The sequence below is a fragment of the Pseudothioclava arenosa genome (genome assembly GCF_002358085.1).
Taxonomy (GTDB): domain Bacteria; phylum Pseudomonadota; class Alphaproteobacteria; order Rhodobacterales; family Rhodobacteraceae; genus Pseudothioclava; species Pseudothioclava arenosa.
In genome coordinates this window covers 61,224-73,943 of sequence record NZ_NTJD01000007.1, presented here as the reverse complement: position 1 = coordinate 73,943, position 12,720 = coordinate 61,224, and the positions used below count along the sequence as shown (strand labels likewise).

Here is a 12,720-nt window from a genome sequence, read left to right as displayed (position 1 = left end):
CTCCTTGTCAGATCTCGGTAAGTTGTGAGGGGGAGGAAGGGTTGGCCCCTTCTCTTTCAGAACGTCGCGCGCGATAGAGCGCGAAGCGTTTCTCGGCATCCGGGCTACGGCCACCACCTTCGGCCGCAAGGCCTTCCAACGTCAGCTCCTGCGCCCGGTGGCAGGCGACCGACGCGCCATCCGCCCCGATCGCAAGCTCGGGGACGGTGGTCCGGCAGAGCTCGGTGGCATAGGGGCAGCGCGGATGGAACCGGCAGCCCGAGGGCGGGTCGATCGGGTTCGGAGGATCGCCCTCAAGCGCCCGCGCCGCGCGTTTCGCCCCGACGCGCGGCACCGGGATCGCGGAGAGGAGCGCCTCGGTGTAGGGATGGCGCGGGCGCGTGAACAGCTGATCGGCGGGGGCCACCTCGACCAGCTGGCCCAGATACATCACCCCCACGCGATCGGCCATGTGACGGATCACGGCCAGATCATGCGCGATGATGATCAGCGTCAGCGCGAATTCCTCTTTCAGGTCCTGCAACAGGTTCACCACCTGCGCCTGAATCGAGACATCAAGCGCCGAGACCGGCTCGTCGCCGATCAGCACCTTGGGCGAAACCGCGAGCGCACGGGCGATGCCGATGCGCTGGCGCTGGCCGCCCGAGAATTCATGCGGATATCGGCTCGCGTGCTGCGGCAGGAGCCCCACCCGCCCGAGCAGCTCGGCCACGCGCGCGCGGCGCTCTTCGGGGGTGCCGATACCATGGGCGCGCAGCGGCTCTTCGAGCAGAGCGCCAACCGTCATCCGCGGATTGAGCGAGGCGAAGGGGTCCTGGAAGATGAATTGCAGATGGCGGCGCATCTCGCGCAGCTCGGCGCCTTCGAGCCGGGTGATGTCGCGGTTCTCGAAGCGGATCGCGCCCTCGCTCGGGTCGATCAACCGCACAAGCATCCGCGCGAGGGTGGATTTGCCACAGCCGGATTCACCCACGATCGCAAAGGTCTCGCCGCGCCGGACCCGCAGGTCGATGCCATCGACCGCGCGCACCTCGACGGGCGGGCCGAACAGCGGCTTGCGGGTGACGAAGCGGCGCCGGAGCGCGCGGGTCTCGAGGATCAGATCGCGCCCGTCCATCATGCCACCTCTTCCGCTGCGCCGGGCTCCACCGCTTCAAGCGGCGCCAGCCAGCAGGCCACGCTGTGTCCCTCGGCCAGATCGCGCAAGGGCGGCGCCTCGGCACAGGCCGGCGCGGCAAAGGGGCAGCGCGAGGCAAAGCGGCAGCCCTCGGGCATCGCGTCGGCCGGCGGCACCACGCCCGGGATCGTCACCAACCGCCCGCCGCGCGGGCCAAGGTCGGGCATCGAGCTCATCAGCCCGATCGTGTAGGGGTGCTGCGGGTCTTCGAATATCCGCGCGACGGGGCCGGTCTCGACGATGCGGCCGGCATACATCACCGCGACCGTATCGGCCATTTCCGCCACCACACCGAGGTCATGGGTAATCATGATCAGCGCCGCGCCGCTTTCCTGCTGCAAGGCGCGCATCAGGTCGAGCACCTGCGCCTGCACCGTCACATCGAGCGCGGTCGTCGGCTCGTCCGCGATCAGCAGCGCCGGGTCGTTGGCCAGCGCCATCGCGATCATCGCACGCTGGCGCATGCCGCCCGACATCTGGTGCGGATATTCATCCAGCCGCTTCTCGGGCGCCGGAATCCGCACCCGACACAGCATCTCGAGCGCATGGGCGCGCGCCTCGGCGCGGCTCACGCCGCGGTGGCGGCGCACCGATTCCGCGATCTGTTCACCGACCTTGATCGCCGGGTTCAGCGAGGTCATCGGCTCCTGGAAGATCATTGCCATCCGGTCGCCGCGAATATCCTTAAGCTGGTCCAGAGACAGCTCGAACAGGTCGCGCCCCTCGAACACCGCCCGCCCCGACATCCGCCGCGCCGGCGGCATCGGCAACAGCCCCATCAGCGCCAGCGCCGTCAGCGACTTGCCACAGCCCGACTCGCCCACGATGCACAGCGTCTCGCCCGCCGAGAGCCGCAGCGACAGCCCGTCGACAAGGTTGCTCGGCGCGCCGCCGAAGCGGATCGAGAGGTCCGAGATCTCGAGCAGCGGCCCGGCTTCCGTCATCGCCCCCTCAGTCATCACCGGCCTCGCTGTCTTCGATCGCGTGACGCATCCGCTCGGAAAGCGTATTGAGATGGGCGCGCATCGCCTCTTCGGCGCCGATCACGTCACCGCGTTCGATGCAATCGACCAGCTGCATGTGCTGCTGGAAATAAAGTTCATTCGATCCCGGGTCGCGCGCCTTTTCCCGCAGCTCCCGCCAGACGTCCGAGGCGCGGATCTCATCAAGCAGTGAAAACGCCGTCAGCAGCACGCGGTTGCCCGCCGTGCGCGCAATCATCCGGTGCAGCGCACCATCCCAAAGCTCGGCTGCGTTGCGATCGGCAGTCTGGTGAATGCGCTCGACCAGCACCCGCATCCGGCGCACGTCATCGGGTTTGGCACGCGCGGCGCAAAGCCCCGCCAGCGCCGGTTCGATGTAAAGCCGCGCCTCAGCCACTTCGGAGGCGCGGGTCTGGCCCGCGATCGCCGCCGCCAGAGCGCCCGTCGGATCCGGCGGCTGACCGATGAAGGTGCCCTTGCCCTGCTTGCGCCAGACCAGCCCCTCGGACTCAAGCGCCTCAAGCGCACGGCGCACCGCGCGGCGCCCGACGCCAAGCGTCTCGGCCATCTCGCGCTCGGTGGGCAACTTGCCGTCCTCCGGCATCTCACCGCTGGTGACCAGGCGGCGTAGCTGGCGGAGCACATCTGCGAAGCTTCCGGCTTCAAGGATTGTATTTTCAGTGACCGACATAGCGAACCATTCATGCTTTGGTTCGATCAGGCTGGATATTCCTTGACCGTATTGTCAATGCAGAAATCCGATCAGGCGAAAATCTGCACAATATTTTCGCGCCTGCCCGCAAAAACGGGCGCATTTTTCGCAACAAATGAATGAATTTGGCGCGAAAGCCCGGAAGCTGGGCCATCTCCTCGCCACGAATCGCATTTCGCGAATCTCTCGCAACCAATCCGAACCTTTCCTCAGACAGCCCCTCAAAAACTCGTCAAAAATCTAAGATCACCGGCCTGTTTGGTCTCAACTTCGCGCAAATTTCATGCACATTAATGTCTTTAATGGTCAATTTCGTATACAATCTATAGCCAATCACGATAAATGAGCCGAATTCTCTAGCTCCACATCCAAGGCTGCCCCTTAAAGAAAGCGTCACACCTCCCCATGAAAGGACAGCCAATGGACAGACGTAAATTCCTCGCCGCAGGGGCCACGATGGCCGTGGCGCCGCTCGCCGCCCCGTCGGTCGCCCACGCCCAGACCAGCTTCAACTGGAAAATGACCAACGCCTATGGCCCCGGGTCGCCCTTCTACGTCGAAGGCCCCGGCAGCCCGACCGATTTCTGCAAGAAGGTCGAGGCGATGTCGGACGGTCGGCTCAAGATCCAGCATTTCGCGGCGGGCGAGCTGATCCCGGCGCTCGAAGGCTTTGATGCGGTGCGCTCGGGCGCGGTCGAGATGAACGCGGCCAACGCCTATTTCTGGGCCGGCAAGATCCCGGCGGCGCAGTATTTCACCACCGTGCCCTTCGGCCTGAACTTCCAGGGCATGAACGCCTGGCTCTATCACGGCGGCGGCATGGAGCTCTGGGACGAGCTTTATGCCCCCCTTGGCCTCAAGGCGCTGCCGATGGGCAACACCGGCGTGCAGATGACAGGCTGGTTCCGCAAGCCGATCGAGAGCGTCGCCGATTTCCAGAACCTCAAGATGCGGATCCCCGGGCTGGCCGGCAAGGTCTATGCCAAGCTCGGCGTCGACGTGAAGCTGCTGCCCGGCGGCGAGATCTTCCCGGCGCTCGAACGCGGCGTGATCGACGCGGCGGAATTCGTCGGTCCCTATCAGGATCGTCGCCTCGGCCTGCAGAACGCCGCGAAATACTACTATACCACCGGCTGGCACGAGCCCTCGAACGTCACCGAACTGCTGATCGGTAAGGTCGCCTGGGATAGCCTGCCCGCCGACCTTCAGGCGATCGTCTCGACCGCGGCGATGGCGTGCAACCTCGAAAGCCACACCTGGTGCGAGGCCAACAACGCCGCTGCGCTCAAGGATCTGGTCGAGAATTCGGGCGTGATCGCGGGCGTGCTGCCCGAGGATGTCGTGGCCGAGCTGCGCAAGGTGACCGAAGAGGTTCTGGCCGAGGGTGCCGCCGCTGATCCGGCGACGAAAAAGGTGCATGACGCCTTCATGGCCTTCCGCGCCGAGCACCGCGAATGGGCGGCGATCTCGGAAAAGCCCTATCACAACCTGCCGGCCTGAGACGATGACGGGCCTCCTCCATAAAATCGCGAGCGGTGCCGGGGGCACCGTTCGCATCACCGGGCAGATCGCGGCCTGGACCGGGCTTGCGCTGGTGATCCTCGTCGCGCTGAACGTGCTGTTTCGCTATTTCTTTTCCTTCGGCTCGGTCGCCCTTCAGGAGGGGGAATGGCACCTGATGGCCGTGGGCGCGCTGTTCGGCATGTCTTACGGGCTGAACCAGGGCGGCGAAGTGCGCGTCGATATCTTTTACGCGCAGATGCCGCGCGGGATGCAGGCCTTCATCGACCTCGTCTCGAACCTCGCGCTTGGCGCGATCGCGGTGATCGTCGGCTGGCTGTCGCTGTCTTACGTGCAAAGCAGCTACGCGATCTCCGAAGGTTCGCCCGACCCCGGCGGCCTGCCCTATCGTTATCTCCTGAAGGCGGCGATCCCCGCGGCCTTTGCCCTGCTTGCCCTGCAGGCCGTCGCGATGACGGCCGAAAGCCTTACCCGGCTGATCGCCCGGATCACCCGCCGCAAAGGCGCAATCTGATGGAATCCCCTGCCGATGCCCGTGAATGAAATCCTTGCCCTGAGCATGATCGGGGCCTTCTTTCTCCTCCTCCTCGGCGGGCTGCCCGTCGCGGTCTGCCTTGGCCTGACCGGGCTTGTCTTCGGCTATGCGGGGTTCGGCCCGGGGCTGTTTTCACTCTTGCCCGCGCGGATCTATGGCGTGGTCACGAATTACACGCTGCTGGCGCTGCCGCTGTTCATCTTCATGGGGATCATGCTGGAGCGATCCAAGATCGCCGAGAACTTACTAGAGGTCATCGGCCTCGCGATGGGCGGGGTGCGCGGCGGCATGGCGCTGGCGATCATCCTGGTGGGCGTGCTGATGGGCGCGGCCTCGGGCGTGGTGGGGGCGACCGTGGTCACGGTCGGGCTGATCGCGCTCGGGCCGATCATCCGGCGCGGCTATGACAAGGGCGTCGCCACCGGGGTGATCTGCGCCTCAGGGACGCTCGGTCAGATCATCCCGCCGAGCCTCGTGCTGATCCTGCTGGCCGATATCACCGGCGAATCCGTGGGCACGCTGTTTGCCGCGGCGCTGGTGCCGGGACTGCTGCTGTCGGGGCTGTTTGTGGCCTATGTGCTGATCCTCGGCCTTCTCAGCCCCGAGAAAGTTCCCGCCATTCCCGCCGAGGAGCGCGCCGCCTACAGCCGCCGCGACATCGCGGTGAAACTGGTCAAGGTAGTGGCGCCGCCGATCCTGTTGATCGTCGCGGTGCTGGGCTCGATCATCGGTGGCATCGCCGCGCCGACCGAGGCCGCCTCGATGGGCGCCTTCGGTTCGATCCTGCTGGCGGCGGGCTCGGGGCGGCTGAATTTCGCGGTGCTGCGCGACACGGTCCGCTCGGCCTTCGTGACCAGTGCGATGGTGTTCCTGATCCTGATCTTCGCCCAACCCTTCGGCCTCGCCTTCCGCGGGCTCGGCGGTGAGCGGTTGGTGCAAGACGCCTTCAGCGCCGTCCCGGGCGGGCTGAGCGGGCAGATCTTTTTCCTGATGGTGCTCCTGTTCGTGCTGGGATTCTTCCTCGAATGGATCGAGATTTCCTATATCGCGCTGCCGCTGTTTCTGCCGATCTTCCATGCGGCGGGGGTGGACATGGCCTGGATTTCGATCCTGGTCGCGGTCAACCTGCAAACCTCCTTTCTGACGCCGCCCTTTGGCTGGTCGCTGTTCTTCCTCAAGGGCGTGGCGCCGCCCTCGGTGAAAACCAGCGACATCTATCGCGGCGTCATCCCCTTCATCGGCCTGCAGCTCCTGGGGCTCGCGCTGGTCTATTTCTTCCCGCAGCTCACGACCTGGCTGCCCAATCTGATCGGATGGTAACCCATGCTTTACTCCGCCCTCGGCTATAACGGCGCGATCTCGGCTCCTCATCGCGCGGCGGCCCTCGCCGGCCAGGAAATCCTCGCCGCCGGCGGCAGCGCGATCGAGGCGATGGTGGCCGCCGCCTCGACCATCGCGGTGACCTACCCGCATATGAACGGGATCGGCGGCGATGGCTTCTGGCTGATCCACCGCCCCGGCGAAGCACCGGTGGGGATTTTCGCGGGCGGGCATGCCGCCGCGCTGGCGACGCCCGAGTGGTATGCCGAACGCGGCCACATCAACGCGATCCCCGCACGCGGCGGGCAGGCCGCGCTGACCGTGCCCGGCACCATCGGCGGCTGGGAGGCGGCACTGGCCCTCGTCGCCCCCGAGCGGCGCCTGCCGCTGTCGCAACTGCTGGGCCGCGCCATCGACTATGCCCGCGACGGGATCGCGGTAACCGGCAACCAGAGCCGCACCACTGCCGAGAAACTCGACGGGCTAAAGGACGTGCCGGGCTTTGCCGAGACCTTCCTGATCGACGGCGACGTGCCCGCGCCGGGCGCGCGACTGGTGCAGCCGGCGCTGGCGCGCACGCTGACCCATCTGGCCGAGAATGGCCTGCGCAGCTTCTACGACGGGCCGCTGGCCAAACTGCACGGCACCTTCCTCGAGGCGCAGGGCAGCCCGCTGCGCGCAGGTGATTTCGCCGCCTATCGCGCGCAAGAGGTCGCGCCGCTCGAGGTCACCACCTCGCAAGGCAGGCTTTTCAACATGACACCGCCGACGCAGGGCATCGCCTCGCTGATGATTCTGGGCGTCTTCGACCGGCTCGGCGTGACCGAGGGCGAGGGGTTCGACCACATTCACGGGCTGATCGAGGCCACCAAGCAGGCCTTCCTCCTGCGCAACGCCGAGCTCGGCGACCCGGCCACGATGCGCGAACCCGCGCAGGACTGGCTCGCCGATGACCGGCTCGACGCCATGGCCGCCCGGATCGACCGAGGCACCGCGCTTGAGTGGCCCTATGAACCGAAACAGGGCGACACGATCTGGATGGGCGCGGCCGACCGCGACGGCACCGTTGTCAGCTTCATCCAAAGCGTGTTCTGGGAGTTCGGCTCGGGCCTGACCTGTCCCGACACGGGCGTGTTCTTTCAGAACCGCGGCGCGGGGTTCTCGTTGCAGCCGGGGCCGAACCAGCTCGCGCCGGGCAAGCGCCCGTTCCACACGCTCAACCCCGCGCTCGCGCATCTGCCCGATGGCCGCGTGATGGCCTATGGCACGATGGGCGGCGAGGGCCAGCCGCAGACGCAATCGGCCGTTTTCACCCGCTATGCGCAATTCGGCATGGACCTGCAGGCCGCGGTGACGGCGCCGCGCTGGCTCTTGGGCAAGACCTGGGGCGACAACACGACGTCGCTCAAGCTGGAGGCGCGCGTTGACCCCGATCTGGTCGCGGCGCTGCGCACGGCGGGCCACCAGGTCGAGATGATCGACGCCTTCTCGGATCTCGCGGGCCATGCCGGCGCTGTGCTGCGCCACCCGAACGGGCTTTTCGAAGCTGCCACCGATCCGCGCGCCGATGGCGCCGCGCTGAGCTTTTAACCATTAGAGTAACCGACCATGACTGACCTTTCGCTTCTACAAGCCGCCCTCCTGCTCGGGGGCGTCGCCGCCACCGCCATCCTTGCCGGCATCCTTGCCGGGCTGTTGGGGGTCGGCGGCGGCATCGTGCTGGTGCCGGTGCTGTTCTGGATCCTCTCGGCGACGCATTTCCCGCCCGAGCTGTCGATGCACATGGCGGTGGCGACCTCGCTTGCGACGATCATCTTCACCTCGATCTCCTCCGCGCGCGCGCATCACAAGCGTGGCGCAGTCGACATCGGCCTGCTCAGGCTCTGGGCTCCGGGGATCGTGCTCGGCGCGCTGACCGGCGGGCTCGCCGCGAAATACATCGACGCGAGCGGGCTGAAGGCGATTTTCGGGACGATCGCGTTGATCGTCTCGATCAACATGGCAACGCCGAAGAACCTGGTGATTTCCGACCACCTGCCGCGCTCATCGCTGGTGAATGGTGCGATTTCCTACCTGACGGGGCTGTTCTCGGCGCTGATGGGGATCGGCGGCGGGACGCTGTCGGTGCCGCTGCTCAACGGCTTCTCGGTCGAGATCCGGCGCGCGGTGGGCACGGCCTCGGCCTTCGGCTTCATGATCGCGGTGCCGGCGGTGCTGGGCTTCGTCTATTCGGGGCTGGGCGTGCCGAACCGCCCGCCGCTGTCGCTGGGCTACGTGAACCTGCTTGCCGCCGGGATCATCCTGCCCTTCACCGTTGGCTTCGCGCCCGTGGGCGCCGCACTCGCTCATAGCCTCGACACGGTCTGGGTCAAACGCGCCTTCGCGCTGTTCCTCGGGATCACCGCAGTGCGGATGCTGATGTCGGCCTTCGGCTGAGCCCTAGCGCATCCGCGACAGAACCTCGCGCGCGGCACTCACAAGGTGCCGCCGCAAGGCGTTTTCGGTCCGCTTCGGATCGTGATCGAGCAGCGCCGAGACGATCGCCTCATGCTCCTCGTTCGAACGCTCCATCCGGGCGTCGCTGCGCAGTTGCGACTTGCGGAACGGCGCCAGCTTGAGCCGCAGCGCATTCGACAGCTCGATCAGGTCGCGGTTATGGGTCGCGTCATAGATGCGCTGGTGAAATTCGCTGTTGGCGGCCTCGTAGGCCTCGAACTCGCCGCGCTGCGCCATCCCCGCCATCGCGCGGTGCAGGTCCTCCAGCTCGGCCCGCTCGCCGATCGTCATCCGGTCGGCCGCGAGACGCCCGCACATCGCCTCCATCTCGCCCATCGCCTCGAACATCTGCTCGATCCGCTCGCGGGTGATATTGGCGACGACGACGCCGCGATAGGGCATGCGCTCGGCCAGAGAACGCGCAACCAGCTTGTGCAGTGCCTCGCGGATCGGCGTGCGCGAGACACCAAAGCGCTGCACCAGCGACAGCTCGTCGAGCTTGCTGCCCGCCGCAAGATCCCCCGCGACAATCTCGGCCTCGAGCTGTTCGGCGATCACCGTGCCCTGCAGCTTGCGCGTGCCCGGCGAAGACGGCTCTTCAGGTGCCGGCATGCGCCCCCCTCTGTTCTGCGAATTTCCTACGTCTTTCATGAGTCTACCGAACCCCCGCGACGGTTACCAGAGCGCCCGCGCAACGAAAGCCCGCGACGGGTGGCTCAATCAACGCGAAACACCTTGTCGCGCGCGGTTTCGCCCCGCACCAGGGTCAGCCGGGACTTCGCCAGCCCCAGCGCCTTGGCAAGGATCTTCTGCACCTCGCGGTTGGCCTTGCCGCCCTCGGGCACCACGGTGACATAGACGCGCAACCCGTCCTCGGCCGCGACCAGCGCGTTGCGCGAGGCCTTGGGCGTCACGCGGAGCGCGATCTCGGTGCCGGGCCGGGCAAGATGGGCAAGGTCGGTCGGATCTGTGGACATGCGCACAGACTATCCGCCGCCCGCCTCCGCTTGCAATCCCCGCGCCGAGCCCCGATATCATCCGCAACAAAGGAGAGGCGCATGCAGATACCCCCCGGCACGATCAACCCGGCCACCCGCAACGAAGAGGCGCTGCGCTTCCTGCTGACGCGCCGCTCGCGCCCGGCCAAAACGCTGACGCTGCCGGTGCCTGGGCGCGCGGCGCTTGAGGAAATCCTGACCGCCGCCGCCCGCAGCCCCGATCACGGCAAGCTCGAACCCTGGCGCTTCATCGCGCTGGCGCGCCCGGCGCTGGAGCGTCTGGCGGGCATCGCAGAGGCGCGCGCCCGCGCCGCCGGTCTGGCCGAAGAGGCCGTCACCAAGGCCGCCTCGCAATTCGCAGGCTCGCATTGCTGTATCGCGGTGATCGCCTGCCCGCGCGAAAGCGACAAGGTGCCTGAAATCGAACAGACGCTCTCGGTCGGGGCGGTCTGCACCGCCGCGCTGAATGCGGCGCTGGCCGCGGGCTGGGGCGCGAACTGGCTGACCGGCTGGGTCACCGAAGACGCGGGCTTCCGCGCCGAGGCGCTGGGGCTTGCCGATCACGAATGGATCGCGGGCTTTATCCATCTGGGCACCGAGACCTCCCCGCCGCCCGAACGCCCCCGCCCCGATCTGACCGCCATTACCACCTGGGTTGACGCATGATCTTTACCGCCTTCCTGCGCGCAATCGACGACCTGTTCGAGCGCCGCGCGCTCTCTGTCTTGCTCAAGGGCGTCGGGCTGGCGCTGGCGCTGCTGATCGCGATTTTCGTGGTGGTCGCGCAGGTCATCGGCTGGCTCGTCCCCGATCAGTTCACCCTGCCCTTCATCGGCACCATCGACTGGATCGACTCGGTGCTGAGCTGGGGCGCGGTGGTCTTGATGATCCTGCTCTCGCCCTTCCTGATGGCGCCCGTGGCCTCGGCCTTCATCGGGCTGTTCATCGAAGAGGTCGCCGATGCCGTCGAAGAGCGCCACTATCCCGGCCTGCCCGCTCTGGCCGACAAGCCGCTGGCGCAAAGCATGGAAGAGGCGCTGCGCTTCTTCGGCGTGGTGATCGCCGCGAACCTTGCGGCCCTGATGCTGATGCTGGTGCCGCTGTTCTGGCCCTTCGCGCCACTGATTTTCGGCGGCGTGAACGGCTATCTTCTGGGGCGCGAGTATTTCCAGATGGTCGCCGCACGCCGCCGCAACCCCGAGGCCGTGGCCGCGATGTTCGCTCGCCACAAGGGCACGATCATTGCCGCCGGGGTGCTGATGGCGCTGCCGCTTTCGATCCCCGGGGTGAACCTCCTGGTGCCAGTGCTGGGTGCCGCGACTTTCACCCATCTCTATCACGCGCTCAGCGCGCGGGGCTGAGGCCCGGAACAGCAAAACCCCCACCGGATCGCTCTGGCGGGGGTTTTTTGTTTCTGTGTCAGTACCTTAGCGTTCGAGCTGGTTGAACCAGTCGATATCCGCAAGCGTCACCGCCCCCGACAGGATCACCGCCGCAATCACCGCCCAAAGCAGCGTCGCCGCGATCGTGGTGATGATGACCTTGCGCTTCATTCCCGCGTCATGCGGCGCACCGGCCGGCGTGCCCGGAACGACCTCGCCGGCCTCTTCCTGCGTGGTCAGCCGCATCGGCAGCACCACGAAGAGCACCATGAACCAGATCACCGCATAGAGCACGATCCCGCCGGTGAGGTTCATCAGACCTGCTCCAGCTCGACCAGGCAGCCGTTGAAGTCTTTGGGATGCAGGAACAGCACCGGCTTGCCATGGGCGCCGATCTTCGGCTCGCCCGAACCCAGCACGCGCGCGCCTTGCTCTTTCAGACGGTCGCGCGCCGCGAGGATGTCGTCGACCTCGTAGCAGATGTGGTGGATGCCACCGGCCGGGTTCTTTTCGAGGAAACCCGCGATCGGCGAGTTTTCCCCCAGCGGGTAGAGCAGCTCGATCTTGGTGTTCGGCAGCTCAATGAAGACGACCGTCACGCCGTGGTCGGGCTCGTCCTGCGGCGGGTTCACCTTGGCGCCGAGCGTGTCGCGATATTGCGCCGACGCGGCCTCAAGGTCGGGCACGGCGATGGCGACATGGTTCAAACGTCCGATCATGATAGGGCCTCCTCGGGTTGTCTGCCTTGGCTTTAGGGGCGCGCGGGCCGTGATGCAAGGGAAAGCAGGGGCGCGGCGGGGCGCTTAACCGATCGTTAGGCAAGCCCGCGCTCTACTGCGGTGGACGGCGATTCCCCTTGGCGATTCTGCAGGAGCCCCACGATGAGCGACGACCTGAGCGAGCTGATCCATTCCACCGCCCCGACGGCGCAGCGGCCTCTTCTGGGGCTGACGGTGCTGGTGGTCGAGGACAGCCGGTTTGCCTCGGAGGCGATGCGGCTTTTGTGCCTCCGCTCGGGGGCGCGAATCCGGCGCGCCGATTGCCTCGCCTCGGCACGACGCCATCTGGCGACCTACCGCCCCGGCGTGGTGATCGTCGACATGGGCCTGCCCGATGGCTCGGGGGCCGACCTCATCCGCGAGATCCGCGCGATGAAACCCGTGCCGCCCGTGGTGCTGGGCACCTCGGGCGACAGTGGCACGGGGCCCGTCGCGCTGGCCGCCGGGGCGGACGGGTTTCTTGAAAAACCGCTGGAAAGCCTCGCCGCCTTCCAGCAAGTGGTGCTGACCGCCCTGCCGAATGACCTGCGCCCTGCGGTGCTTGCTGCCGCGCCGGATGATCTGGTGCATCCCGATCCGATCGCCTTGCGCGACGACCTGCATCACATGGCCGAGATCCTCTCGCCCCAGGCCGATGCGACCGCGCTGAGCTATGCCGCGCAATTCCTGACCGGGGTCGCGCGCTCCGCCCATGATACGGCACTGGAAACTGCGGCCTCGGCGCTCGCGCGCGAAGGCGGCCCGCGGGCAACCGATGTGTCGCGGCTGAGCAATCTGGTGCAGGAACGGATCGCGGCGGGCGCGGCGTTTTAAGCCG

15 protein-coding genes are annotated in these 12,720 nt (G+C 66.8%); 8 read left to right on the top strand and 7 right to left on the bottom strand.

All coding sequences use genetic code 11. From position 1 onward, the window contains the following. Nucleotides 1-7: 7 nt before the first annotated feature. The 3 genes from CLN94_RS10100 to CLN94_RS10090 are packed head-to-tail and all read right to left on the bottom strand — an operon-like array spanning nt 8 to nt 2,851. Complete coding sequence (locus CLN94_RS10100) at nt 8-1,120, bottom strand: ABC transporter ATP-binding protein (protein WP_096433802.1); 1,113 nt, start codon at nt 1,118-1,120, stop codon at nt 8-10. Continuing rightward, on the bottom strand, nt 1,117-2,136 hold the full coding sequence (locus CLN94_RS10095; RefSeq protein WP_218837246.1) for an ABC transporter ATP-binding protein: 1,020 nt from the start codon (nt 2,134-2,136) through the stop codon (nt 1,117-1,119). The genes CLN94_RS10100 and CLN94_RS10095 overlap by 4 nt, the downstream gene beginning before the upstream one ends. Then, nucleotides 2,129-2,851, bottom strand: a complete 723-nt coding sequence (locus CLN94_RS10090) for a FadR/GntR family transcriptional regulator (RefSeq protein ID WP_096433800.1) — start codon at nt 2,849-2,851, stop codon at nt 2,129-2,131. The genes CLN94_RS10095 and CLN94_RS10090 overlap by 8 nt, the downstream gene beginning before the upstream one ends. Nucleotides 2,852-3,292: 441 nt before the next feature. On the opposite strand from CLN94_RS10090, the gene CLN94_RS10085 reads away from it, so the two are divergent. The 5 genes from CLN94_RS10085 to CLN94_RS10065 are packed head-to-tail and all read left to right on the top strand — an operon-like array spanning nt 3,293 to nt 8,684. Further along, a complete protein-coding gene (locus CLN94_RS10085) occupies nt 3,293-4,372 on the top strand; it encodes a TRAP transporter substrate-binding protein (RefSeq protein ID WP_096433798.1) in 1,080 nt (359 codons plus the stop codon). A 4-nt stretch (nt 4,373-4,376) separates the two neighbouring features. Continuing rightward, complete coding sequence (locus CLN94_RS10080) at nt 4,377-4,907, top strand: TRAP transporter small permease subunit (protein ID WP_096433796.1); 531 nt, start codon at nt 4,377-4,379, stop codon at nt 4,905-4,907. A 15-nt stretch (nt 4,908-4,922) separates the two neighbouring features. Beyond that, nucleotides 4,923-6,248 (top strand): TRAP transporter large permease, encoded by a 1,326-nt coding sequence (locus CLN94_RS10075; protein WP_096433794.1) that lies wholly within the window; start codon nt 4,923-4,925, stop codon nt 6,246-6,248. Between the two features lie 3 nt (nt 6,249-6,251). Continuing rightward, nucleotides 6,252-7,838 carry a gamma-glutamyltransferase family protein gene (locus CLN94_RS10070; protein ID WP_096433792.1) on the top strand — a complete coding sequence of 529 codons (1,587 nt, stop codon included), beginning with the start codon at nt 6,252-6,254 and terminating at the stop codon, nt 7,836-7,838. Nucleotides 7,839-7,856: 18 nt separating this feature from the next. Further along, complete coding sequence (locus tag CLN94_RS10065; RefSeq protein ID WP_096433790.1) at nt 7,857-8,684, top strand: sulfite exporter TauE/SafE family protein; 828 nt, start codon at nt 7,857-7,859, stop codon at nt 8,682-8,684. 3 nt (nt 8,685-8,687) lie between these two features. On the opposite strand, the gene CLN94_RS10060 is transcribed toward CLN94_RS10065, so the two are convergent. After that, nucleotides 8,688-9,356: a GntR family transcriptional regulator gene (locus CLN94_RS10060; protein ID WP_096433788.1), complete on the bottom strand. Its 669-nt coding sequence runs from the start codon at nt 9,354-9,356 to the stop codon at nt 8,688-8,690. 104 nt (nt 9,357-9,460) lie between these two features. Beyond that, on the bottom strand, nt 9,461-9,721 hold the full coding sequence (locus CLN94_RS10055; protein WP_096433786.1) for a DUF167 domain-containing protein: 261 nt from the start codon (nt 9,719-9,721) through the stop codon (nt 9,461-9,463). Between the two features lie 81 nt (nt 9,722-9,802). Here CLN94_RS10055 and CLN94_RS10050 point away from each other — a divergent pair, with 81 nt between their 5' ends. Both CLN94_RS10050 and CLN94_RS10045 read left to right on the top strand, forming a co-directional pair. Beyond that, nucleotides 9,803-10,408: a nitroreductase family protein gene (locus CLN94_RS10050; RefSeq protein WP_096433784.1), complete on the top strand. Its 606-nt coding sequence runs from the start codon at nt 9,803-9,805 to the stop codon at nt 10,406-10,408. Next, a complete protein-coding gene (locus CLN94_RS10045) occupies nt 10,405-11,103 on the top strand; it encodes an EI24 domain-containing protein (protein ID WP_096433783.1) in 699 nt (232 codons plus the stop codon). Before CLN94_RS10050 ends, CLN94_RS10045 begins: the two co-directional genes overlap by 4 nt. A gap of 66 nt (nt 11,104-11,169) precedes the next feature. Here CLN94_RS10045 and CLN94_RS10040 read toward each other — a convergent pair whose 3' ends face one another. Together CLN94_RS10040 and mce are read right to left on the bottom strand one after the other, a co-directional pair. Then, nucleotides 11,170-11,439, bottom strand: a complete 270-nt coding sequence (locus CLN94_RS10040; protein ID WP_096433781.1) for a DUF1467 family protein — start codon at nt 11,437-11,439, stop codon at nt 11,170-11,172. Further along, complete coding sequence (mce, locus tag CLN94_RS10035; RefSeq protein WP_096433779.1) at nt 11,439-11,843, bottom strand: methylmalonyl-CoA epimerase; 405 nt, start codon at nt 11,841-11,843, stop codon at nt 11,439-11,441. Before mce ends, CLN94_RS10040 begins: the two co-directional genes overlap by 1 nt. 162 nt (nt 11,844-12,005) lie before the next feature. Between mce and CLN94_RS10030 the strand changes: the two genes are divergently transcribed. Then, on the top strand, nt 12,006-12,716 hold the full coding sequence (locus CLN94_RS10030) for a response regulator (RefSeq protein ID WP_096433777.1): 711 nt from the start codon (nt 12,006-12,008) through the stop codon (nt 12,714-12,716). Nucleotides 12,717-12,720: the final 4 nt, after the last annotated feature.

Coding starts and splice junctions, on each gene's coding strand:
- mce (WP_096433779.1), bottom strand. CDS start 11,843: ATGATCGGACGTTTGAACCATGTCGCCATCGCCGTGCCCGACCTTGAG.
- CLN94_RS10095 (WP_218837246.1), bottom strand. CDS start 2,136: ATGACTGAGGGGGCGATGACGGAAGCCGGGCCGCTGCTCGAGATCTCG.
- CLN94_RS10055 (WP_096433786.1), bottom strand. CDS start 9,721: ATGTCCACAGATCCGACCGACCTTGCCCATCTTGCCCGGCCCGGCACC.
- CLN94_RS10100 (WP_096433802.1), bottom strand. CDS start 1,120: ATGATGGACGGGCGCGATCTGATCCTCGAGACCCGCGCGCTCCGGCGC.
- CLN94_RS10060 (WP_096433788.1), bottom strand. CDS start 9,356: ATGCCGGCACCTGAAGAGCCGTCTTCGCCGGGCACGCGCAAGCTGCAG.
- CLN94_RS10070 (WP_096433792.1), top strand. CDS start 6,252: ATGCTTTACTCCGCCCTCGGCTATAACGGCGCGATCTCGGCTCCTCAT.
- CLN94_RS10075 (WP_096433794.1), top strand. CDS start 4,923: ATGCCCGTGAATGAAATCCTTGCCCTGAGCATGATCGGGGCCTTCTTT.
- CLN94_RS10045 (WP_096433783.1), top strand. CDS start 10,405: ATGATCTTTACCGCCTTCCTGCGCGCAATCGACGACCTGTTCGAGCGC.
- CLN94_RS10065 (WP_096433790.1), top strand. CDS start 7,857: ATGACTGACCTTTCGCTTCTACAAGCCGCCCTCCTGCTCGGGGGCGTC.
- CLN94_RS10050 (WP_096433784.1), top strand. CDS start 9,803: ATGCAGATACCCCCCGGCACGATCAACCCGGCCACCCGCAACGAAGAG.
- CLN94_RS10040 (WP_096433781.1), bottom strand. CDS start 11,439: ATGAACCTCACCGGCGGGATCGTGCTCTATGCGGTGATCTGGTTCATG.
- CLN94_RS10085 (WP_096433798.1), top strand. CDS start 3,293: ATGGACAGACGTAAATTCCTCGCCGCAGGGGCCACGATGGCCGTGGCG.
- CLN94_RS10030 (WP_096433777.1), top strand. CDS start 12,006: ATGAGCGACGACCTGAGCGAGCTGATCCATTCCACCGCCCCGACGGCG.
- CLN94_RS10090 (WP_096433800.1), bottom strand. CDS start 2,851: ATGTCGGTCACTGAAAATACAATCCTTGAAGCCGGAAGCTTCGCAGAT.
- CLN94_RS10080 (WP_096433796.1), top strand. CDS start 4,377: ATGACGGGCCTCCTCCATAAAATCGCGAGCGGTGCCGGGGGCACCGTT.